The following is a 22,826-nucleotide window of genomic DNA, read 5'->3' as shown; positions in this document are numbered from 1 at the left end:
GGAGGATTATTTCGGCGTTGATGACATCGACATAGGTGCCTGTTCAGGTTTGCTGCCCCAAGCTTTGTTTGGTTGAGCGCCCATTTGCAGGGTCAGCGTACCACCGTTGACCACTGTTTCGTGGAGCATCCACGGCCGGTCGAGGGGTTTGCCATTCAACTGCGCCGATTGGATATAGAGATTTTGGGCGGAGTTGTTCTTCGCATCGATCACGAACTGATTGCCTTTGTAGTACTTCGGGTTCAGCTTGATGGTGATTTTATCGAAAATAGGGCTGCTGATTTCGTAGAATGGCTCGGGCGTGGTGCCGCCGTTGGTCGAGAACAAGCCCGTTTTAAGCAGTACCGACAGGCTTCCCATCAGCCCCTGATCTTCGTCGCCACTGTAGCCGTAATCGGGGGATAGGCCGCTATACACTTTTTCGACCACCTGCCGGGTCCAGTATTGCGTTAGCCAGGGTGCTCCCGCATAGTTGAAGAGGTGCGCCGTTTGAATACTGGGTTGATTGCCGTAATTGAGAAATACCCGCCGATTCTCTTCCAGCGTCTCTTTATCGTGCGATTTACCAGACACGAAATCGTGTTTCCGGGCTTTCTCGAAGGAGTCGTTCAGTTTGGTGGTAAATTTTTCGCGACCGCCCATCAGGTTGATCAGCCCCTGTACGTCGTGTGGCACAAACCAGGTGTATTGGGCTGCGTTACCTTCTTCCCAACCGTTGTCGTAGCGCAGAATATCGACCGGCTCAGCCCATTTGCCATCCAGCGTCCGGTTCCACATCCAGCCCAGTTCAGGGTTCCAGATGTTTTTATACTGCTGCGCCCGCTTCATGAACAGGGCATAATCATCCGTTTTACCCAGCTTTTTGGCCATCTGCGCCAGGGTATAGTCCTGATAGGCGTATTCGAGCGTTTGGGTTGACCCGTCCTGATGGAAGCCGTACTTAATGTTGGTCAGCGGATGCGGCACGTACCCACGCTCGATGTAGTACTCCACGCCCCCACCCTTGAACGTGTTGTGTTCATAGCCCGCCTTGCTCATCATGCCGCCGGGAAAATGGTTCTTGCGCAAGCCCTCGTAGGCTTTGTCAAGATCGAACCCCCGAATGCCTTTCAGATACGCACTCACGATAAACGGCGTGGTAGCGGCACCGGTCATCACATAGGTATAATTGCCGCCCGCCGGTCCGCGCGGAATAAGCCCGCCATCCTGATACATCATCACCATCGAGTTCACAAACGATTCGGTGATCTCTGGGTATACCAGATGCCAGAGCGTGTTGAGGGTCCACTGCGCGCCCCAGAACGAGTCGGAGTTGTGGTGGTTAAACTTCGGTTTGCCACTGACATCGAGCGGAATCTGTTTGATTTTACGCTCGGGGCCAGTCATATCGCTATACTTGCCATTCACGTCCGAGATGATGCGTCGCCCCTGCAACGCGTGCCAGAGGTCAGTGTAAAATCGGCTTCGCGTGGTGTCACTGCCGCCTTGCACCTCAATCCGGCTCAGCCAGTTATTCCAGTCGGTTCGGCTTTCCTGCACGGTTTTCTCAAAATCCCAGTGCGGCAGTTCGGTTTTGAGGTTGATGCGGGCCTGTTCTTCGCTAACATACGAAATGGCCACTTTCATCTTCCGCACCTCCCCTGTTTTGGTCTTGAAACTCAGGTACGTTCCCACGCGTTCGCCGTCAATCGTGCCGTTGGTCACTTCCAGTTCCCCATTCCGCCAGCCCCTGAACGAGTCGAACGGTTTGTCGAAGACAGCCACGAAAAATACCGTTACCGTTTTAGGTCGGCGAATAGTCGGGGCCATCACAGCGTAGCCTTCAATCTCCTCATTACTGACCTTCTTCACGTAGCCCTTCTGCGTATCCGATGGGCCGAGAAAGGTGGAAAAATCAAACAGAATATGGCTTTGGGCCGAGGCTGGGTAGGTGTATTTGTGGAAGCCCACGCGCGTGGTCGACGTCAGTTCGGCGGTGATGTTGTAGGCATCCAGCACCACTTTATGATAGCCCGCTTTGATCACTTCTTTCTGATGAGAAAACCGCGAACCGTACTGCTCTGCCCCCAAATGGCCCTTGAATTCGCCGGTCGTTGGCATCACCGGCACGCCCGACAACTGCCAGCCGTGAACGTGGCTAAAGCACTTGATGCTATCGAGATGATACCGGTAACCCGCACCCCAATCGGCATTGACGCCATTGTCGGGGCTGAGGTTAACCATGCCAAACGGACGCGATGCCGAGTTGAAAAAGAACCACCGAGAATTAGCCGCATCGACCAACGGGTTGACGAGGTCCACGGGTTGCTTTTGGGCAATGGCGGTTTGTATTGCGTTCAGCGTGGCGATGAGCGCGAGTAGGTACGTTAAGCGTTTATTCATAGTTATAAATCAAGGCTACTAAGGAGGAATGACAAAAAAACGCTCTATCGGATTTCATACACTTTCCCCTTCTCCGTATTCAAATCAATTGTAAATCCGTTCACCGCAGGCATTGGCCCCAGTTTCGTCTGGTCTTTAATAATTGGCTTTCCAGCATCGATGAAGCTAAACAAGGGGTTCACCTCACCATTGGCAGCGCTACTGACAGGTTGCACGCTCAGATTTTCGTTTGTTCTAATTCGGCAGACACCGCCCAGAGCCGAATGAACCACGGCTTTGGTCAGTTTACCGGCTTTCCATTCCATGTCGACGGTGAAGCCGCCCCGCGCTTTCAGGCCTTTTACCCGGCCGGTATGCCAGGCCTCAGGCAAGGCAGGCAGCAGATGAATTTCGCCCGCGTGGCTTTGTACCAGCATCTCGGCAATGCCTGCCGTTGCCCCGAAATTCCCGTCTATCTGAAACGGCGGATGCGCACAAAACAGGTTGGGGTACGTTCCCCCGCCCGACATGTGCGTTGAATCAGTCCGAATTAGCTTAAACAGGTTGGTGATCAGTTTAAGGGCGTGGTCGCCATCGTGCAGGCGAGCCCAGACGTTCACTTTCCAGCCCATCGACCAGCCCGTTGCGCCATCGCCCCGGCGTTCCATCACGCGTTTGGCCGCAGCCGCCAACTCGGGCGTCGACCGCATGTTGATCTGGTTGCTGGGGTGCATGGCGTAGAGGTGCGAGAAGTGGCGGTGTTGCACGTCGGCATCCTCGAAATCGTCCTGCCACTCCTGCAACTGACCGTATTTACCAATTTGGTACGGCAGCAACTGCGCTAGATTTTGCTTCACTCCGGCGGTGAACGTATCGTCGACACCCAACAGGGTAGACGCTTCCAGATAGCGAGAAAACGACTCCCGAATAATGGCCATATCCATCGTCGGGCCAGGGCTGAACGTCCCTTGCTTCTTCCCGTCATACAGGAAATTCTGCTCGGGCGAATGGCCCACCGGCGTCACCAGATAGCCCTGTTCGTTTTTGATAAGCCAGCCCTGATAGAACTGAACAGCCCCTTTCAGTAGTGGAAAAACGTCTTTTTTGAGAAAGGCTTTGTCGCCGTTGAACAGGTAATTCTCCCAGAAATGACTCGTCAGCCAACCAGCCGCCATGGGCCAGAACGCGCAGTTGCAATTGTCGATGGGTTCGGCGTGACGCCAGATGTCCATGTTGTGGTGGGCTACCCAACCGTCGTTGCCGTACATATTGCGGGCTGTTTCGCGACCGTTAACCGCCAACTCCTGTATCGCCTTAAAAAACGGCTCCTGACACTCCGACAAGTTGGTCAACTCGGCGGGCCAGTAGTTCATCTGAGCGTTGATGTTGATGGTATAACCGCCATTCCAGGGGGGTGTCATCTGGTCGTTCCAGATCCCCTGCAAATTGAGCGGCTGACCACCCGGCCTCGACCCGGCAATCATCAAATAACGCCCATACTGGAAATACAATGCGGGAAACGACGGGTCTTTTCCGTTCGCAAAGAGCATAACACGCTGATCGGTGGGGAGCGTTGACTGATCCGTTTCGGCGGCTAATTGCAAATCAACCCGATCGAATAACCGTTTATAATCGGTCAGATGCGTCCTGTACAACTCCGCGTATGGCTTCTTTACGATGGCGTTAAATCGCTGATCGAGAAGCGGCTTCGGGTCGAGTCCCTGAGTGGCGGGGCTTTTATCGAAGCCATTGAAACTGGTGGCCGCCGACAGCACAAAAACGACCTCCGAGGCATCCTGAATGGTCACTTTCCCGTTGCTACTACTTATCCTTCCGCCAGTATTGATGGCTTTTACCCGCGTTTCAAACGCCATGCCCAGACCGTTTATCTGCTGATTGTAGAGCATATTGTCAACGCCCGATTTGCGTTGGCCGCTCTTGTCGTAGAGTTCGGGATATTTGTACTGATCGCCCAGTTTTTCGACCTGTTCAAACGTACGTCTCAGGGCAAAGCCGGGAAGTTTCGCCCGCATCGTCAGCGTGTTGCCCTGCGCAACGTACCTGGCCGTGGGTTGGTGGGGCGTCGTGAAATGCACTGTACCGTTGATTTTGCCGGGGCCGCTCGCCGATAATTTTACCACAATGACATGGTCGGGATAGCTGGCAAAATACGTTCGGGTATACGTGGTAGCGCCTACTTTGTATTGCGTTGTCGCCGTGGCTGTGGCCAGATCGAGTTGACGTTTGTAATTGGAAATTACACCGTTTTTGTGGTCAAGTTCAATCCAGCAATCGCCCATGGGCTGGTAAAGCTGATGATTCCGACCCAGCCATTCTTTCGCAATGATAGCCTGTGCATCCTGGTACTTTTTGGCGGCCAGCAATTCACTTACCTGCCTGAAATCTTTCCGCACATTGATGGCCTTAAACGTACCTGTCGGATCGCCGGAATACAGGGTACCTTCGTTGAGTTGCAGATGCTCTTTTGCCGGATCGCCAAAGACCATCGCCCCCATGTAGCCATTACCCAACGGCAGGGCTTCCGACCAAACCGTCGCTGGTTTGTCGTACCATAGCGTCATTGCCGGTGTTTGGGCCAGTGAACACGTAATAGGGAGTAACAACAAAACGCCGAACAAGCTACTCAATAGCTTCATCATACCAACAAACAACAATGCTCTATAAATAGAAGAGGGCGCTTACCCCAGAAAAATACTGTGTTTAAACGGCGTGTAGCCCGTCAGGTAAACTGATGGCGTATCCATAGCGGGCAGCGCTCCCCGGAGTTGTACGTTTTTATGGCTCGCAGCAGGCGGCATAGTACTGCCCAACGCAAACCGGATGGTATCATTGCCAACGGTATACGTACCTGCGTTGCTCGTAAGCAAGTATGCTTTGTCTTTTTTCGGATGCTTTGTCACACCGGCCAGCGTTCCCCCATCGCGAAAAATCAGCTCCAGCGTCACGGGAACGCCTTCGGTACCCGATAAATCGATTTCGATTTGCAGGCCGTTGTTGGCTTCACGGATGGTTACGGTTGTGGTCAGTTTCTGCACTTCGCTCTGCTGACGCTGACTTCGGGGCATTTTATCCCAGTCACCATCGGCGGCAATTTTGGCGCTGGCAATTGGCTGGTAATACGGCCCTTCTAACGACTTTTGCAGTACCCACGCGTTACCGCGCTGCTCTATTTTCTCGCTTTGAAATTGACCTTTTCCGAAAAACGAAGCCGCCAGCCGCATGCCCTGTAAAACGGCGTTACCCTTATGGAAAGTGAGCCAACCGGCATTATTCGAGAGCATCGTAGCATCCCAGTTGCCGCGCCGAATGCGCACCAGGCCCGAATACGGGAAGGTTTTTACATAGTTGGTTGGCAAAGCGGTTGGGCTGGGTAGGTCTTTCCAAAGCGTGGGATCTTCCAGAAAATAGTCAAGATAACCCGCCAGTTGCTCTTTCGGGCACGTCTTTTCGATGAGTTGGCACATGGCAGCCATTTCACCGTTCTTATCGAGTAATGCCATGTAGCGGTAGCAATAATAATACTTGGCCATCGTGCCAATGGTGCCCTTATCCTGCCGATTCGACGCTTCTGTGACCACCTCGCCGTTTGGATGCACGTAGTATAGTGTCATCATCAGATTCCGGCGTACGGGTTCGAACAGGTCGTTTTTTTTCAGGCCACGCGCCATGATAAGCAGCGACCGGTCAACGATGGGCGAATAGCTGTTGGTGCTTTTCTCGTTGAATTGTCCATCGGGGTCAAGATCGATGTGTTCGGCCAGCCATTGGTCAATACGCCCTATATAGCGGGGGTCAGGAAACAGCTCGTTCAATTTTGTCAGGGCCGCCGACACCACCCAACGGTGATTGGGCGTGTGAATGCCGCCCACAATCAACCCTTCACCGGCATTTTTCAGAAACGTTTGCAGCGCCTGATACGCCGACTCAGTGCCTTTGACGCCCGATTCTTTCAGAAATTTATAAGCCGGCACCATGTTCTCCAGCACAAAAGCGGTGTCGGGCGTCGAGTGAAAATTGGTGTCCAGCAGATCGATCGTTCCGTCGGCGTGCTGAAATTTGAGCATGGCCCGAGCCGCAGCAACAATGTCGGCCAGCACCGTTTCTGACCGGTAATGTGTCGATTCGGGCGTGGCGAACAACATACTGGCTTTTAGCAGAAAACCACTTGTGCTGTGCGGGTTCGGCATATCGACGTCGTTAACGTACCCACCAACGTACCTGTTGGCCGCATCCGTCACTTTCAGTGGGGCGTAGTTGGGCAACTGCTGATCATTGATCCTGATCCAGTCCAGCAACCAGGCGGGTTTGGTGGGGGCTACTCTGGTCCATTCACTAAAGCCCACCGTTGGAATAAGGGTTATGGATGTAGCGCTCAGGGCTACGAATTGTCGACGGTTCATGAGTTGGTTAATTCGTTTGATTACTCGTCTCGCTGGCGCGAGGATTCCCTCGTGCCTTTTATGTCGCAAGCGTTTGCTTGCTGCCCCAACGGGGCAATACGGTAGGGCAAAAACTCAGCCTCTACCCTTGCGCTTTCGCGCTGTGCAAGCGAATCGGTCCGGCGTCCCGGCTTGCGGCATAAAAGGCACGAGGGAATCCTCGCGCCAGCTACGCCCCCCCCTACAACTCCCGAATTTTGATACTTCGGAAATGTACTTCGTCGCCGTGGTCCTGGAACAGGATATGGCCGGATGCTGCCTGCGCGAAGTTGGGGTACGTACTGTATTTGCTCTTGGCAACGAGGTTGCGAAAAATCTGCGAACGGCGGTCGTACTCCACCACTTTCAGGTTATTGAGCCAATGCTCCACGTGGCCATCTTTCGACACTATGCGCATTTTATTCCACTTCCCCGGCAGATTCATGCGCTTCTCCGTACTGCCTTCCGATAGATTTTCGGCCGTGATGAGGTCATAGAGCGAGCCGGTTGTGCGGTTACCGTTCACACCTGCTTTGGCATCGGGATGTAGTTTATCGTCCAGTAGCTGAAACTCCGGACCTAAGCCAGTGCCGGGCTTTTTTGTCCGGTCTTCGACCACAAAGTATTTTACGCCACTGTTGCCGCCCGTTGTCAGTTTAAAGTCCAGCTCCAGTTCGAAGTTGGCAAAGGTCTCCACGGTTTCAATATCGCCCCCTTTGCGAACGCTGTCTTTTTTAGAACCCAGCACTTTCAGCACGCCGTCCTGCATGGCCCAGCCCGCCGACGGGAACTGATCGCCATTGGCCACGCGCCAACCAGCCGATGTCTTACCATCCCACAGCAAGCGCCAGCCTTTTCGTTTTTCACTGTCAGACAACTGGTTGGGCAGGTAATTCACCTCCTGTATCTCATAGCCACCGGGCCAAACGGCCTCTTTTAGATTCTCCGTCGCGATGCGAATGTTGCGCCATTGAACCGTCAGTCCGTTCTGTTCCTCCCGTTTAATCTGATGAACCTGTAAGGCGATAAAGCCACGGGGCGTTTGGGGATCGAGCACGTTGGCGCACGGAATGCCGTTGATCCAGGTCTTCAGGCGCGGGCCAATGGCTTCAATGTGATACGTATTCCATTGCCCATTCCTGAACGCTTTCTGCCCTTTCGGATTGATCGACAGCGGATAGAGCCAGCCATTTCGGGCCTCGTCGTAAATGCCGCCACTCCAGGCCCGGTCACCAGGATCGATCTCGATCTGATAGCCGCGTACACGTCCGTTATTATCGGCAGGGTCGCTGAAGCTTCTGATCTGAATGCCTGAGTTAAGACCGGGCTCTACCTTTACGTCCATCTCCAGCACAAAGTCGCCGTAGTTTTCTTCGGTACACAAAAAGGTATTGGGCGTATTGAGTTGCGACACGCCAATGATGGTCTTGTTGGCCAGTTTGTAGTCGGCATTGCCATTGCGCTTCACCCAGCCCTTCAGGTCGGAGCCGTTGAAGAGGTCTTTCCAGTTAGCCTGACCATACGATTGGAACGTACCCAGCAACATCAGGCAACACGAAAGAGAAATTTTCAGCATGATTGGTTTTCTAAAACGGTGGTTTCCACACTTTTTGGCAACAGCAGGAGCAAAAAGGGGAAGGAACGTACCTGCCCTCCCCCCTTCTATAAGCCCATTTGTCAGAGCTTAATACCCTTCGTTCTGCGACATTTTTGGGAACGAAAGGTCAATTTCAGCTTGCGGAATGGGGCGTAAATAATGGATGTCTTTGATCGTGTTGCTCTTGGCCGCCCAGGGGTTATACTTCTTCACCCGCTCAACCAGCTTACCTGTCCGTTTCAGGTCGAACCAGCGGTCATATTCCCCCAGCAGTTCCCGCGCCCGTTCGTCCAGAATCAGGTCAACAGAGATGTTGGCGGCTGTAGCCCGATACGAAACGGCTTCCAGCGATTTACGATCTTCGGGAAACTTCGCCGCTTTCGGGTCGGCGGCTTTTTTGGTGCCCAGCGCCCGGTCTAGAACCCGGTTGTAGTACACGTCGGCCCCACCCAGTTTACCATTTTTAGCACCTTTCACAATGGCTTCGGCTGCAATCAAATACGCCTCTGCCGCCCGGAATACGCACTCATTGAACGTACCGAACGCATCGCCGTAGGCAATTCCCGGCTGCCAGAATTTCCACATATGCGGCTCCCCGGCCGGAAACCCGCTCACGGCGATTCCGTTCACGAGGTTGTAAGCCCCACCCCATTCATCGCCGTTGATCACCGAATAGTTGCGCTTACCACCCACATCGATTCCCCGATCAGCCAGGGTTGTAGCCGGTTTGTTCCATGGCCTGTAGTACACCACGGTATCGCCGGCTTTAATATCAACCCGAAGGGCAGGGTTAGCCACCGGCAGCGGCCGAAAACCAGCTACGGGCAACAAGGCGTAGCCGACTTCCAGGAAATTGTGGTCGTAGCGCGAATCGTTCTCGGGGTCGTACATGCGGTAGATCGTTGACCCAAGCGGATAAATACCCAGAGCGCGGTTATAATCGGAGGTGCGGCCTTTCGAGCCCGGAAAACCTTCGCCACTGCCGTTGAAAACAGAATGCAGGTTATTACCGCCAGCCGCGTCGATGGGCGGAAAAGCAGCGTCCGTTTTGTTGGTCAGCACATCTGAACTATACTGAACGGAGAAAATAATTTCCGGATTTTTATCATTCTGTGCGCCCGTATACTGCTTCAGCGGGTTTTCATTCCGGGTTGGGAACAAGGCATTGTAATTGGCCGCCAATGGGTACGTGTCGATGATTTTGTCGGCGTATTGCAAGGCCAAATCAAAATCTGCGGAAGAACCACCGAGCGAATTTTTAAAATTCCAGCCACGCGTTAAATACACGCGGGCCAGCAAAAACTGCGCAGCCCCTTTGGTAATGCGACCGTAGTTCGACGCCGTTACCGGCAGTTTAGCTTCTGCATCCAGCAAATCGGCGATGATTTGCTTATACACCTCCGCCGCCGGCACGCGGGTGGCCTCTTTACTCGGGCTCACGGTTTCGCTCAGCGGCATGGGCACATCGCCCCATTGCTGCACCAGGTAGAAATAAGACAGTGCCCGCAGAAATTTGGCTTCCGACACCCGAGTATCTTTCAGGGCCGCCGCCATCGTTGTGATCTTGGCCGAACGCTCAATGGCAGTATTCGTCCGGGCCACTTCGGCGTAGAGTAATGTCCAAAGTGTCTGTATTTCGGGCAGCGATCCGTTCAAGCGAACATCATACTGATCCAGGGCACTACCCACGGTGTTGGCAAACTTGGGGTCTCCGTATCCGCCTCCGAAAAAGATATCGGTCCCGTTCAGCACCAGGCTCCGCGCCTGATAAATATTCCGCAGTATCGGATAACACGAACGAACCAGGTCTTCAAAGCCGGCTTCGGTGGCGTAATAAACATCGGTGGTCAGGGTAGTCACTGGCTTTTCAACCAGAAAATCGTCTTTGCAGGCTGAGGTCACCAAACACATCAGTACAAGGGCGAGTGAAGAGACACGTATAGGTACTAAAGATTTCATTCGATTGTCTGTTTAAAGGCGGGTTCAGAAACTGATGTTTACGCCAAGATTATAAACCGCCGAGGGCACATCATCCTGGAAAATTGCCGAATTGAACTCAGGATCAAATCCGGTGAATTTTGAAAACACAAACGGATTCAGCACCTGCGAATAAATACGGGCGCTCGACATTTTCCATTTGTCCATCAGCGTTCTGGGCACCGTAAAGCCTAACGTGATGTCAGAAATTCGCAAAAAGCTGGCATCCTGATAATTAATGGCACTTCGGTACGGATTAGCAGCCACTACCCCAAAATACGTGTTCGATGGATTATCGCTCCGCCAGTAATCCAGTGAGGCCAATTTGTTGTACCGGGTGCCCGATATTTCGCCAAATGTACCTGACAGGGTGCTGTTGCTATACTGTACACCATCGCGGTAATACGTAAAAAACGAGAAATCGAACTGTCTGAATGTAAACCGGTTAGTAACTCCCAAAATCCAGTTTGGCAGTTGCGTTCCCAGGTACGTCCGGTCATCGATTCCTTCTGTCGACGAAATAATGCCATCATTATTCTGGTCGACTACCCGCACCGAACCGGGCACCTGTTTGTATTTGGCAGCCAGTTCTTTATCAGCAGTCTGCCAGATTCCATCGAACTTATAATCAAAGTTGGCCCTGATCGGGTAACCGACAAAAAGCCGATTTCCTTTATCAACCAGTTGTCCATTACCATATAATTGCAGCAGTTGATTCTTATTTTTTGTAAACGCGAATGTGCTGTTCCAGCCAAAATTCTTACCGGCCAGATTGACGGTATTCAGCGTTAGTTCTATGCCTTTATTTTCGATCTGTCCCACGTTGGCAATAACCTGCGAAAATCCCGTAACGGTCGGAATTTTCTGGTTCAGAATCAGGTCGACCGTTTTACGATTATACAGTTCGAGAGAGGCTGAAATTCGGTTTTTGAAAAAGCCAAAGTCAATACCGATATTCCGCTCGTTACTCCGTTCCCAGCGCAAATCTTTGTTGCCCAGGTTAGCTGGTGCAAATCCGTAAGCGGCCGTTCCGTCGAAGTCATAGCCGGTGTTGACCAGACCCGCCTGCGTGCTGTATGGATTGACCGTCGAGTTGCCTACTTCGCCATAACTCAGGCGAAGTTTCAGGTTAGAAAACACATTCAGATTACTGATGAATGGTTCGTCGCCCAACCGCCAGGCAAAGGCCACAGAAGGGAAGAAAGCCCATTTATTCCCTTCGGCCAATTGCGAAGCGCCATCTGAACGGCCCGTCAGCGTGAGCAGATATTTGTCATTATACGCATAGTTGATCCGGCCCATAAACGAGAGCAGCGACCGTTCGATCAGCGAACTTCCGATACTGGAAATGGTGGCTGCCGTGTTAAGGGCATACCAGTCAGAGGCATAAGGCAAATCTCTGACGGCGATCGTGTAGGCTTCATTGCGTTGGTAAAAAGCACTCTGCAGGGCCGTCGCGGTAATTTTATGCTTGCCGAAACCCAGGCTATAGTTCAGGATGTTATCGATCGTGTAATTGCCCAACGTCCGGTTATCATACTGCGCCCGTGGCTTGGCACCGATCTGCGACTTGGACCACTGCCCCCTGAAATCACCGATTTTGGTGGCGCTATACGACGCCGAGAGCGACGTACGGAACGTCAATCCCTTCACCAGGGCCACTTCGGCGTAGGCATTGCCCATCGCCGTCATCACCGTTGTTTGAAATTTCGACGTTTTGGGCTCAATGTCCGTCAGCGGATTACCCACCTGCTTGTCGTTGATCCCCATCCAGAAGGCGTAGCCATCAACATTAAGGTCGCCGTTTTCTGAAGGATTAGTCAGATCTGAGTAATAGACCGTACCCGTTGGTCGTGCCCGGTACGCATTACGCAACGATTCCTGCGAGCCTACATCCTGATTGCTATAGGTCAGGTACGACGTGAAGCCAACCCGGAACCGTTCGCCCAGTTTACTATCGAGGCCCGCGTTCAGGTTGTAGCGTTTGAATCCGGTGTAGAGTACATTCCCGTTCTCGTGTAGGTAACCGCCCGAAAAACGATAAGTCGTTTTATCATTTCCTCCCGACACGCTGAGGTTATGGCTCATCTGAAGCGCCGGATCGGTAATCAGATCAACCCAATCTGTTGTTCGGCCGTTGTCGATATTAGCTTTCTCAGCGGCGGTAAACGTAGCCCCCGTTGATCCTTCCAGTACTCTATCGGTATAAACCGCCTTGTAAAACTGTTCGGTATTCATCAACTGCGGAATGTGCGCGGGCATTTTCACGCCCGCATAGCTGTCGTAACTCACGCGCGGTTTCCCCGACAAGCCTTTCTTTGTCGTCACAATAACCACTCCGTTGGCTCCCCGAGCCCCATAAATAGCTGTCGATGAGGCGTCTTTCAACACGTCCATCGTCTGTATATCATTCGGGTTGAGGTTATTGAGATCCCCGCCAATCAGGCCATCGATGACAATCAGTGGCTCCGTTGAATTGTTGATCGTATTTTCTCCCCGAATGGTAATGCTGTAGCCCGCCCCCGGTTTATTACTCGATTTGGTAACGGTAGCCCCCGCCACCTGACCCTGAATGGCTCTGGCTGCCACCACCGGGTTGGCCCTGGTAATATCTTTCGTTTGAATTTGGGCAACAGCGCCGGTCAGGTCTGCCTTTTTTATTTCGCCATACCCGACCACCACCGTTTCTTCCAGCATTTTCAGATCGGTTTTTAATACAATATCAAATGCCGTTCTTGTGCCAACGGTAAAACTCTGTGTTTCGTAGCCAATAAAACTGATCACCAACTCGGTGTTCTGCGCCGCCACCTGAAGCGAAAAGTTACCATCAACATCTGTTACAGTTCCTTTATTGAGTCCTTTAATAATCACACTGGCACCAATAACAGGGTCCCCTTTTTCATCTTTAACCGTTCCCTTTACCGGTATATCAGCCGAGGTCGCCACGATTGGGGCTGTTAACTGCGGCTGCACAAAACCCGTTTTCAGTTCTGTTCTATTCAATACAATCTGTTTACCAACAACCTTATAATCCAACTGTAGGGGTTTGAGCACATTCACCAGCACATCGCCCAACGTAGAATTGGAGACATTGAGTGTTATTTTCCGTTCTGATCTAATCAGACTGGAACTATATACAAATCGAATATCAGCCGATTTTTCTATCTCATTCAGTACCTTCTTTATAGATTGATTATCTACTTTCAGGCTGATTCGTTTATTTAGTAATTCTTGGGCATACCCTTCATGCGCTACGGAAATACCGAAAAACGTAAGCGATAGAATAAGTTGCGAAAATAGTATTCGCAACATCCTATTCGTAGTGTGAACTAATCGTAAATGGTTTCTCATGGATTTTCATTTTGTTCGGTTGGGACTAGGTTCAGATACGTTAAGGTCAGAAGCAATAAAAAATAGTAGTGTAACAAAGCATCTACATGCACCCTTTTGCACGTAGAATAATCACATTATCGATTTCTTCGTAACTGGCTTCCAGGGCAATACATATTAATTTCAGCTTCTCCAGTAGCGGCTCGTCAGACAGATGAGCGGTTAGTTTACAATCAGCCAATTTGTCCTGATCATACACAATACGAATACCGTAAGCATTTTCGAGATCACGTATCACATCGTGAACAGGGGCATCGTCGAAATTGAACGCAAGCTTTTGAATGGGTCTGCTCAATTGAGCCACAGCTACCGGCGTTGGCGTATCAATAGTATAGGCATCCCGATTGACCAATACTTTTTCGTTTGCATTTACCACCAAACCTTCCAGCGCATTGCCCGCTAATTTGTAGCTTTTATTTTTATCATTTTGCAGAAAAACGGCTACTTTTCCCGTTTTAACCACTAGTTCTATCTCAGACAACGAAGGTTTCGTCTTTACCGAAAAACTAGTACCTAAAACCTTCATGATTAACTCATTAGCATAGACAAAGAAAGGACGTTTGGCATCTTTTTGCACTTCAAAAAAAGCTTCTCCCGATAAAATAACATCCCTTTTAGACCTATTATATTGATTGGGTGAATAGCAAATCTTACTTCCAGGTTGCAGAATAACTGAACTATTATCGGGGAGGTTAACGACTATTGGCTTATTCGTAACATTTACCTTTTCATAAATCTCGCCCGTATTATTTTTTGTCTTTTCTGAAAGTTGCTTGTACGAAACCGGTGAAGCAGCCGTCATCTGTTTCCACCCCAGCCACATACCAGCCAAAATTACACAAGCAACAGATAGCCATTTTGCACTGAAAAAGAAAACAGACTGCCGAAATTTATAAACAGGCAAAGTTGCCTCATCTATAGGAATAGCTGCGTAATCGTTTGTCTTTTTCAACCCTTTTTCAATGTCAAATCTGTACTGCGGATTAGTAGACTCCCATTCATCCAGATATTGATAAAATAATTCATTATTAATTGGGTCTGTTAACCATTCTTCGATCAATTTTTGTTGAATTGACGTGTAGTTTCCATCAAAATAATCTATAATTACTTTTTTGGTTATAGCTGGTTGCATGTTCTGTCAGTTAATTTTGTAACAATAATTTAGCTGCATTACAACCAATACCTGAGTGAGAAAATGAAAACAAAATATTCTATTCTGATTTCTGCTCTTATTTTAGCCAAGGCCCTACTGATTAATCGTTCAACGGCACTCACTGTCAAGCCCATTTCAGAGGCTACTTCACTGTACTTCTTACCATCGAGCCTATTTAGCTGAAACGCTTTTCTGGACTGTTGAGGAAGGTGCTGAATGGCAATATCCAGTTTGTGACTTAACTCGTGAAAGTGCGTGATTTCATCGGGCTGTAAAACCGTCGACATGGTGTATTGATGAGCATCCTCAGCAGTACTATCTAAGTTCGTATTTCTGCTTAGTTCCTGCTTTATGCACGTATAGGCTCGATTTCTGACGGCGATGTACAGATACGATCTAAATGAGCCGGTTATATGCCTATGTGCTTCATTATTCCAAAAATTAGCGAATACTTCGGCTACAATATCTTCAGCCATTTCTCTGGAATACACAAAGCGAATAGCATGATTACATAAGTTGCCGTAGTATTTACGAAAGAGGAGTTCAAAGCCTTCTCGGGGAGACGAGACAAAGCAGTTTTTTATAAAGTATTCATCAGAGAAAATTTTGGTCTCGTTAACCTCGCCGGAATACCCAAAAATTGTTCTGCCAACAGAATCGACATCCTTTGCTTGCTCTTCCCGTATCATTTTTCTGAGTATAGTCTTTCTTGTGTGGTAGGTGAAGGAGTTGATAAAGCAAGAATGCAGCGTTCATTTCAGATAAAGACACCGTTTTTCTGTTTCACCCCACACTAAAAATAATATTTTTTCAAACTATAATCATATTTCAAAACTGCGTTACATACGTTGGTATATCCCTCACGGCCTATTGCTGTGAGCGGTGTGGGATCAAGGTAAAAAAGGAATAGACGCAGGCAGGGGGTGAACCGAACAGCCGGATTTTGCGGTTCTGGGCGCGAGGCAACAGCCGCTATCTATGCGTCCGTTGAGTTTGTTCACTAAATTAAAGCAGGTATGCTAAGGCTGATCTACGCATTAACGCGCTTGCCCATACTTGCATGCAGACAGGCATCGTGGTGGACTCCCGAGAAGAGTGCCCGTTATTTTAACAGGCAAGGGGGCAGGGGATATTTCGGTTTGCAAACCGATTATCCAGAATTCTACGGCATCATCCAATTCTCGAAAGTGGCTTACTCAGCTGACCTCACGAAAGCGACATGCTACTACTCGGAGGCGCGGGACTACGAAAATGGCGCGGGGTACGTAGTTTTTCTGGAAGCAAGAGAGGGGAAATGGCAACTAATCTGTGCGGTTATGGTGCACATTTCATAGCCCGACATCTGCTATCAATTAGCAATCTCATGTACCTCGAGCCGGTAGCCAACTCCGTGCACGGCGGCTATTTTAATGGTTGGGTCGTTGGTCAGCAGTTTTCGTAAACGGGATATAAACACGTCCAGACTGCGGCCAACGGTAACCCCTTCATCTTCCCAAACCAGTTTCAGAATCAGATCGCGCTCCAGCACCTGATTAGGGCGGTTCACCAGCAAACGGAGCAATTTGGCTTCGCGGTAGGTCAGGTTATGCAGATCGCCACCAACAGTTAGGGTTTGGTTATCAACATCGAAACAGGACTGACCAAACTGAAGCCGGTTGGTGGGTACTGTCGCCTGCGGGATGTCTGCTACCGGAAGGACATCCACTGAGCGTACCTGCCCCGACCGCCGCAAGCCCATGACCAGCACGCCTACAAGCACACCACCAATGGCCAGAAAAGGCCAAACCGGCGTTTTCTTTTCGGCCGACGCCCCGGCCACAAATGTAACCTGGAGCATATAGCAACCGGCCACCATTGATCGCCCGCCACACGCCACGCCCTGATTTTCTTTGCCGAACAGATCGCTGGCTGAATAACCCAACTGCAATGAGCCTGTTTCACAGTCGAGCACAGCCACGTCATACGTACCGGCAATCTGGTGTACGTTCAACGATTCCCGCAGTAGACCGGGCAATTTATCGTAATCGAAGGCGTGCCCCAAGGCAATACGGAAGGTATTCGGGCCGGGCTGCTGCACCGCCGGAATACGCGATATTGAGTCGCCCGCCGCCCGAAGCAACCGATCGGCCGTGCGGCGAAGAGCCAGGTTGATCTTGTCAGACCGGTTTCCTGCCGTGGCTAACTGGCCAGGTACGTCGGCCACGAATCGCACAAACAGCAAGCAAAGCAGCAGCAGTAAACCACTCCCAGCTAACAAACGGGTTACTAATGGCGATCGGGAAATTAATGGCCTCAACATATGATTAGCACTTATCGACCGGAAGGCAGTGTGATAGCCAGTTGAAACCCCGCAGTGGAACGACCCGCCGTCCGGGATGATCAATCGGTTGCGGGGTAGCGGGATCAAAGGTTTCCACAATCAATTCGTCACCAAGCCGGGCTGAGGGCCAGAGTTCTTCGAGTTGAACGGAGTACAAGCCTTCTGTTTCGTTGGCCGGCCATTGCTTGACCACCTTTCCAGCCCGCCGCAACGCTACCCGAAACAGGACCGGCTTGTGATTTTTCGATTGCGGATTACCCTCCACAAAAGCCAAAACGCCCTGTTTGGTGAGCCAGATGGTGTTGTAATCATACACGTGATGCCCGTTCAGGGTTAACTCCATCGCGGTGTATTTGGGCGTATCGTGCGCCTGACTTTGCCCTGCCAGCAGTAAGAGCGTGCAAAGCAGCAGACTGAGTTTGATTGAGTTTTTCATGGTATATGATGTATTGGGGTAAAGGCACCAATCCTTAACAACCTTCCTGTAGAGCCTTAAGCAAAATAGGGTCCACTTTTTTCAGTTTAATTACCTGTTTGTCAGTCTTATCAACCAATTGTGCCCCCGAACGGCCCACCGGCTCAACAATCAGTTCGTCGCCGAGTTGCGCTGAAAGCCAAATCTCTTTTAGCTGGATAGCCTCAACGGTTTCACTGGCATTGGCTGGCCACTGTTGCACAACTGCCCCGCTACGCCGTAAAGATACCCGAAACGGCACTACTTCCCGCTTCGTGGCCTGATCGTCAGCTACTTCACCCCTGATCCAGGCAGACGGCCACACTTCGGCCGCCTGAAAGGCAGAATTAGCACTACCAGATGCATCTTGTGGGGCTGACCCACCTTGTAGCAGCAACGACTGATAAGGCATCGCCCGGTCTTCCAGCACTTTCAGATCGCCCTCAATCACAGTCAATACGCCGGGGTGATTCAGCGTAAAAATCTCGTAATTGATCGGCCGACCATTAACGGTCAGCGATGTGTTGACCGTGGTTTTTGAGATGCTCCGCCCAATGAGCAAACACAGCGGAAAAAGCAGCAAAAGGGATAACAGTAGTTTCGTTTTCATTGGAAAGTAGGTTTAACTGTGATGGTTCTATCAGCACTTCGTCACTTCACTAAAATCTCATTGTGTGGCAGTGCATAGCGATCGTCGACCGTGAGCAAGACAATCTGATCGCCTTTTTTACAGCGAGCCAGCACACGTTGTACGGGCACCTCCCGGTAGGTTTCGTTAGAATACTGGTGCAACGTACCCGTCGACTTATCCCGGATAGCTACCCTGAAATCGATCTTATCAATAGCCTTACTTTCCGTAGCCGACAACGAAACGGTTTGCACCGTCAACGTACCCGTGGCATTGGCCGGAAGCTGGCATGTACCGGTTGGAGTATAGGCTGTAACCACCATTTTTTCGCCGACAAATGCCGCCGAACAATTGTTGAATGAATCCTGTGCCCGGCAGGACGTGCTCAGCCCAATACCAAGACTGGTGAGCAAGAGAGCGGAAGAAAGTAGCTTGTTCATAGTGTATTTGGACTTTGGACTTTAGACGTTGAACTTTAGATATTAGACGTCAGACCTATTCCCTATCCAGCGTCTTGTATCTGGCATCTCATCTCTGATGTGTATACAAAGTAGAGACCGAAAGCGCAGGGAGTTGTCAAACGACGGTAAAACATTGTAAACGAAATGTAAAAGTTAGAAAATTTGGGGACTGAGGGGTGGAGGGCGAAGGACCTGCGGCAATATAACCCACTGAAGACAAGTAGATTAACTCGATTTATTAAACCGTGTTTTTACGCGTATTTTTTGGCGAATTATACGCTAAAAAAAGCAGTAGCCGCCATCGACATTTGTCTGGCTGTTCACTCCCGGACAGCACATAAACCACTACCATTATGGCTCTGCTTACCACATTTGAATTACTCGTCAAGCGCATAGCACCTACTCCGGGCGGTCCCGCCAATCCGTCTAATGCACCATTCCGGCGTATTGTTCAGGGGTACTTCCTGACCATTTCACACATTCCCGATAACAATTCGGCAGCGCTGCCCCTGAAGATGCGATTCACGACAAACATCGTGAATCAAGATGTACTGGACCCCAACAACCGGTTTTATCGCGGGTTAATTGGCAGTACACTCGCCAACTCAAACCATTCGCTTGTGGTCGACAATGCCGGTGCGCAAACGACTAGTCTACTGACCGCCCTGGCCGTTTTACCCAGCTCGCAACAATTCGATAGCAACCCCTTTACCATACAACCAGGCCAAACCATTTCGGTAGCATTGTTTCCCAACGTGGGCAATCCGTTTGTGCTGAGCGCCGAGAATCTGGCGGTGCGGGGGTATGCAGAAATTTTAACGGTAAACGGACAGGCGGCTGGCGAACAATTGCTGATCTCTGCCGAACAGCGTGGCACCCTGCTGGACAACGACTATCCGGTTTTTAACAATGCCGATGTGCTGGATTTCGATCAGATAGCCTACTCACTTCCTCTGGCTGGAGGCGGCGCGCTGATCAAAATATAGACACGGCTTTGCTTCGCGCTAAAAATTGCAGTGGCGGGTAATGATGCGGCGGTCGTTACTTTACCAGATACGTTATCAGTAAAGTAACGACTCCAACAACCTGCTGCTTCTTTATCAATGCGCCTCTATCTTTTCTGCCTGCTCAACTTCGCCCTCTTTTCCACCACAGTTGCCCAGAAAACCACGCCGCCCCGGTCGGGCGTTTCTGATATTGCCTTTGCCACTCCGCCATCTACCTACGGCATTCGGTGCTGGTGGTGGTGGCTCAACGGCAACGTCAATAAGGAAGTGATAACCCGCGATCTGGAGGCTATGAAAGCGAAAGGGTTCAGCGGGGCCTGTATTTTCGATGCGGGCGGGGCCGAACAGCGCGGTAACGCCCAGGTACCGGAAGGGCCAATGTTTGGCTCGCCTGCCTGGCGCGACCTATACCTGCACGCCGTTCGGGAAGCTGACCGGCTCGGACTGGTGCTGAGTATGAGTATTCAAAGTGGCTGGAACCTGGGCGGACCAGACATCACCCCCGCTGAAGCCGCCAAGCAACTGACCTGGTCGGAGGTGACGGTGAAAGGGCCGATGACCTACCAGCAAGCCCTGCCGTTACCAACCATGAAAGACGGGCTGTACAACGATATTACGGTGCTGGCATTTCCGAAAAACACGACAAAACGCGCACCGATCCGCGATTTACAGGCCAAGGCAGGAACCATCGAATTAGGCGGCTCAGCCCCCGACACACGTTTCTTACTCACCGACGTACCTGCCCAACCCGGCGAAACCGATGCGTCGCCTAAAGCCGTTCAGAACCTATCGGCCCGCATGAACGCACAAGGCGTGCTGACGTGGCAGGTACCGGCGGGCGAGTGGACCATCATGCGTTTTGGCTACACACTAACGGGTGCCGAGGTGTCGACATCGAGCGGAAAATGGCAGGGGCGCGTGCTCGATCCGCTGAACCCGAAAACGTTTAATCGCTACTGGGATACCCACGTAGAGCCGCTGCTCAAACTGATTGGGCCCATGGCCGGCAAAACGCTGAAATACCTGCAAACCGATAGTTGGGAAGCAGGCGGCTGTAACTGGACCGAAACCTTCGCGCAGGAATTCAGAAAGCGGCGGGGCTACGACATCATGCCTTATCTGCCCGTTGTGGCCGGTAAAATTGTGGGTAGCCGCGAGGAGAGTAACCGCTTTTTGGCCGATCTCCGCAAAACCATCAGCGACTGCGTGGCCGAGAATCATTATGCCATTTTTGCCCAACGCTCAGCCAAATACGGTATTGGTCTGCAACCTGAATCGGCAGGGCCACATGCCGGGCCGTTCGATGGCCTGAAGAATTACGGCTACAGCGACATCATGATGAGCGAATTCTGGTCGCCATCGCCGCACCGGCCTACGCCCGTCAACCGGTTTTTCGTGAAGCAAGCCGCCAGCGCCGCCCATATCTACAACAAGCCACTGGTGGGTGCCGAATCGTTCACCACAATTGGTCCACACTGGAATGACGTAATCTGGTCGGCCATGAAATCGAGCGCCGACCATGAGTTTTGCGCCGGATTGAACCTGGTGTATCTGCACACCTTCACCTGCTCGCCGAAAGAGATGGGCTTGCCAGGTCAGGAATATTTCGCGGGTACGCACTTCAACCCAAACGTAACCTGGTGGGACTATTCGACGGGATTCGTGCAATACCTCACTCGGTGCCAGTACATCCTGCAACAGGGGCAATCGGTGGCCGACGTGCTGTATTACTATGGTGACCACGTACCCAACATTGCCCGTCAGAAAGCCGACGATCCAGGCCACGCTCTTCCCGAATTCGATTACGATGTGATCAACGAAGATCGGTTGCGGGTGCTGAGCGTGAAAAACGGCCGGATCATACTGCCGCACGGCCTGTCGTACCGGGTGCTGGTGTTGCCCGATCATCAGATACTGTCGCTGGTAGCCTTGCAAAAAGTAGCGCAACTGGTGCAGATGGGAGCAACGGTCATTGGACCAAAGCCTAAATCGACGGCGAGTCTGGTGGGGTATCCGGCCAGCGAAACCGAGCTAAAGACCCTGGCCGATCGGCTGTGGGGCGCGGGCGAATCGGCCGTCGGTGAGCGCAAAACCGGTGCTGGTCGCGTGGTGTGGGGCAAAACGGCCCGCGAATTACTGCTCAGCGACGGTCTTAAACCGGATGCCGAACTAACGGGTACCGCAACCGGGCAAGTGTTCGATTACTTCCACAAGACGCTGAGCAACGTCGATTACTACTTCGTCAGCAACCAGAACGCCACGGCGGCGCAACTCAACGCTACGTTCCGCGTAAGTGGCCGTCAGCCCGAACTATGGGATCCGGTTACGGGCAGCATCAAACCGGCCACCGCATTTCAGCAAAAAGACGGCCGCATTAGCCTCCCGCTCGACCTGACGCCCTACGGATCGGTGTTTGTCGTGTTCCGTAAAGCCATTCCCGCTACTCAGCAAGGCATGACTACAGAACGGAACGCCTTAGCTTACAACCCGGTGTCAACGCTTGCCGGCCCCTGGCAAGTGTCGTTCGACCCGAAATGGATCTCAAGCGGCCCATCATCCGTCACCTTCGACGAGCTTGTTGACTGGACGAAACGCCCGGAAGACGGCATTCATTTTTATTCCGGCACCGCTACTTACCGCAAAACGTTCGACGCGCCATCAGCTACAGGCAACCTGTTCCTGGACCTGGGCGATGTGCAGGATGTAGGCGTGGCGCGGGTACGTCTCAACGGGCAAGACTTGGGTATTGTCTGGGCACCACCGTTTCGGGTTCCGGTCAGCAAAGCACTGAAGCCAACGGATAATCAGCTGGAAATCGAAGTAGTGAACTCATGGCGTAACCGGCTCATCGGCGACCGCACCAAACCGAGAGAACAACGACTCACCAACACCAACGTCACCGTTCGCCCCGACTGGAAATTACAACCCTCCGGCTTGCTTGGACCCGTTCGATTAATGGCTGGATCGGAGAAGTAGGCAAGCCGCTACTGGCGCGAAGATTCGTAGCTGGCGCGAGGATTTCCTCGTGCCTTTTATGTC

Annotated in this window: 15 protein-coding genes; 3 read left to right on the top strand and 12 right to left on the bottom strand. The window is 51.5% G+C overall.

Annotated features, from left to right (window positions below):
• Window positions 1–6: 6 nt before the first annotated feature.
• From ACAW87_RS08850 to ACAW87_RS08815, 8 genes are all read right to left on the bottom strand, one after another.
• Window positions 7–2,382 carry a GH92 family glycosyl hydrolase gene (locus ACAW87_RS08850; protein ID WP_370723012.1) on the bottom strand — a complete coding sequence of 792 codons (2,376 nt, stop codon included), beginning with the start codon at window positions 2,380–2,382 and terminating at the stop codon, window positions 7–9.
• Window positions 2,383–2,426: 44 nt separating this feature from the next.
• Window positions 2,427–5,021 (bottom strand): glycoside hydrolase family 95 protein, encoded by a 2,595-nt coding sequence (locus ACAW87_RS08845; protein ID WP_370723011.1) that lies wholly within the window; start codon window positions 5,019–5,021, stop codon window positions 2,427–2,429.
• Between the two features lie 39 nt (window positions 5,022–5,060).
• On the bottom strand, window positions 5,061–6,782 hold the full coding sequence (locus ACAW87_RS08840; protein WP_370723010.1) for a hypothetical protein: 1,722 nt from the start codon (window positions 6,780–6,782) through the stop codon (window positions 5,061–5,063).
• A gap of 220 nt (window positions 6,783–7,002) precedes the next feature.
• The gene (locus ACAW87_RS08835; RefSeq protein WP_370723009.1) at window positions 7,003–8,376 is read right to left on the bottom strand and encodes a 3-keto-disaccharide hydrolase; all 1,374 of its coding nucleotides are present in this window, start codon (window positions 8,374–8,376) and stop codon (window positions 7,003–7,005) included.
• Between the two features lie 108 nt (window positions 8,377–8,484).
• Window positions 8,485–10,356 carry a RagB/SusD family nutrient uptake outer membrane protein gene (locus ACAW87_RS08830; RefSeq protein WP_370723008.1) on the bottom strand — a complete coding sequence of 624 codons (1,872 nt, stop codon included), beginning with the start codon at window positions 10,354–10,356 and terminating at the stop codon, window positions 8,485–8,487.
• A 24-nt stretch (window positions 10,357–10,380) separates the two neighbouring features.
• Entirely contained in the window at window positions 10,381–13,686 is a 3,306-nt protein-coding gene (locus tag ACAW87_RS08825; RefSeq protein ID WP_370723007.1) for a TonB-dependent receptor, read from the bottom strand.
• A 121-nt stretch (window positions 13,687–13,807) separates the two neighbouring features.
• Entirely contained in the window at window positions 13,808–14,896 is a 1,089-nt protein-coding gene (locus ACAW87_RS08820; protein WP_370723006.1) for a FecR family protein, read from the bottom strand.
• A gap of 38 nt (window positions 14,897–14,934) precedes the next feature.
• Window positions 14,935–15,606 (bottom strand): RNA polymerase sigma-70 factor, encoded by a 672-nt coding sequence (locus ACAW87_RS08815; protein ID WP_370723005.1) that lies wholly within the window; start codon window positions 15,604–15,606, stop codon window positions 14,935–14,937.
• Window positions 15,607–15,963: 357 nt separating this feature from the next.
• Between ACAW87_RS08815 and ACAW87_RS08810 the strand changes: the two genes are divergently transcribed.
• Window positions 15,964–16,251, top strand: a complete 288-nt coding sequence (locus ACAW87_RS08810; protein ID WP_370723004.1) for a hypothetical protein — start codon at window positions 15,964–15,966, stop codon at window positions 16,249–16,251.
• A gap of 14 nt (window positions 16,252–16,265) precedes the next feature.
• On the opposite strand, the gene ACAW87_RS08805 is transcribed toward ACAW87_RS08810, so the two are convergent.
• Genes ACAW87_RS08805 through ACAW87_RS08790 form a run of 4 tightly spaced genes read right to left on the bottom strand, consistent with a single transcriptional unit; the run spans window position 16,266 to window position 18,759 of the window.
• Window positions 16,266–17,216, bottom strand: a complete 951-nt coding sequence (locus tag ACAW87_RS08805; RefSeq protein WP_370723003.1) for a winged helix-turn-helix domain-containing protein — start codon at window positions 17,214–17,216, stop codon at window positions 16,266–16,268.
• 4 nt (window positions 17,217–17,220) lie between these two features.
• The gene (locus ACAW87_RS08800; protein WP_370723002.1) at window positions 17,221–17,673 is read right to left on the bottom strand and encodes a hypothetical protein; all 453 of its coding nucleotides are present in this window, start codon (window positions 17,671–17,673) and stop codon (window positions 17,221–17,223) included.
• Window positions 17,674–17,707: 34 nt separating this feature from the next.
• Entirely contained in the window at window positions 17,708–18,301 is a 594-nt protein-coding gene (locus tag ACAW87_RS08795) for a hypothetical protein (protein WP_370723001.1), read from the bottom strand.
• 41 nt (window positions 18,302–18,342) lie between these two features.
• A complete protein-coding gene (locus tag ACAW87_RS08790; RefSeq protein WP_370723000.1) occupies window positions 18,343–18,759 on the bottom strand; it encodes a hypothetical protein in 417 nt (138 codons plus the stop codon).
• A 374-nt stretch (window positions 18,760–19,133) separates the two neighbouring features.
• Between ACAW87_RS08790 and ACAW87_RS08785 the strand changes: the two genes are divergently transcribed.
• Together ACAW87_RS08785 and ACAW87_RS08780 are read left to right on the top strand one after the other, a co-directional pair.
• A complete protein-coding gene (locus ACAW87_RS08785) occupies window positions 19,134–19,766 on the top strand; it encodes a hypothetical protein (RefSeq protein WP_370722999.1) in 633 nt (210 codons plus the stop codon).
• Between the two features lie 117 nt (window positions 19,767–19,883).
• The gene (locus ACAW87_RS08780) at window positions 19,884–22,763 is read left to right on the top strand and encodes a glycosyl hydrolase (RefSeq protein WP_370722998.1); all 2,880 of its coding nucleotides are present in this window, start codon (window positions 19,884–19,886) and stop codon (window positions 22,761–22,763) included.
• The last annotated feature ends 63 nt before the right edge of the window (window positions 22,764–22,826 follow it).

It is taken from the genome of Fibrella aquatica (assembly GCF_041321135.1).
Lineage (GTDB): Bacteria > Bacteroidota > Bacteroidia > Cytophagales > Spirosomataceae > Fibrella > Fibrella aquatica.
This window is presented reverse-complemented; position numbering and strand designations above follow the sequence as displayed.

Coding starts and splice junctions, on each gene's coding strand:
- ACAW87_RS08850 (WP_370723012.1), bottom strand. CDS start 2,382: ATGAATAAACGCTTAACGTACCTACTCGCGCTCATCGCCACGCTGAAC.
- ACAW87_RS08830 (WP_370723008.1), bottom strand. CDS start 10,356: ATGAAATCTTTAGTACCTATACGTGTCTCTTCACTCGCCCTTGTACTG.
- ACAW87_RS08785 (WP_370722999.1), top strand. CDS start 19,134: ATGGCTCTGCTTACCACATTTGAATTACTCGTCAAGCGCATAGCACCT.
- ACAW87_RS08805 (WP_370723003.1), bottom strand. CDS start 17,216: ATGTTGAGGCCATTAATTTCCCGATCGCCATTAGTAACCCGTTTGTTA.
- ACAW87_RS08840 (WP_370723010.1), bottom strand. CDS start 6,782: ATGAACCGTCGACAATTCGTAGCCCTGAGCGCTACATCCATAACCCTT.
- ACAW87_RS08845 (WP_370723011.1), bottom strand. CDS start 5,021: ATGATGAAGCTATTGAGTAGCTTGTTCGGCGTTTTGTTGTTACTCCCT.
- ACAW87_RS08800 (WP_370723002.1), bottom strand. CDS start 17,673: ATGAAAAACTCAATCAAACTCAGTCTGCTGCTTTGCACGCTCTTACTG.
- ACAW87_RS08795 (WP_370723001.1), bottom strand. CDS start 18,301: ATGAAAACGAAACTACTGTTATCCCTTTTGCTGCTTTTTCCGCTGTGT.
- ACAW87_RS08820 (WP_370723006.1), bottom strand. CDS start 14,896: ATGCAACCAGCTATAACCAAAAAAGTAATTATAGATTATTTTGATGGA.
- ACAW87_RS08780 (WP_370722998.1), top strand. CDS start 19,884: ATGCGCCTCTATCTTTTCTGCCTGCTCAACTTCGCCCTCTTTTCCACC.
- ACAW87_RS08815 (WP_370723005.1), bottom strand. CDS start 15,606: ATGATACGGGAAGAGCAAGCAAAGGATGTCGATTCTGTTGGCAGAACA.
- ACAW87_RS08825 (WP_370723007.1), bottom strand. CDS start 13,686: ATGTTGCGAATACTATTTTCGCAACTTATTCTATCGCTTACGTTTTTC.
- ACAW87_RS08790 (WP_370723000.1), bottom strand. CDS start 18,759: ATGAACAAGCTACTTTCTTCCGCTCTCTTGCTCACCAGTCTTGGTATT.
- ACAW87_RS08835 (WP_370723009.1), bottom strand. CDS start 8,376: ATGCTGAAAATTTCTCTTTCGTGTTGCCTGATGTTGCTGGGTACGTTC.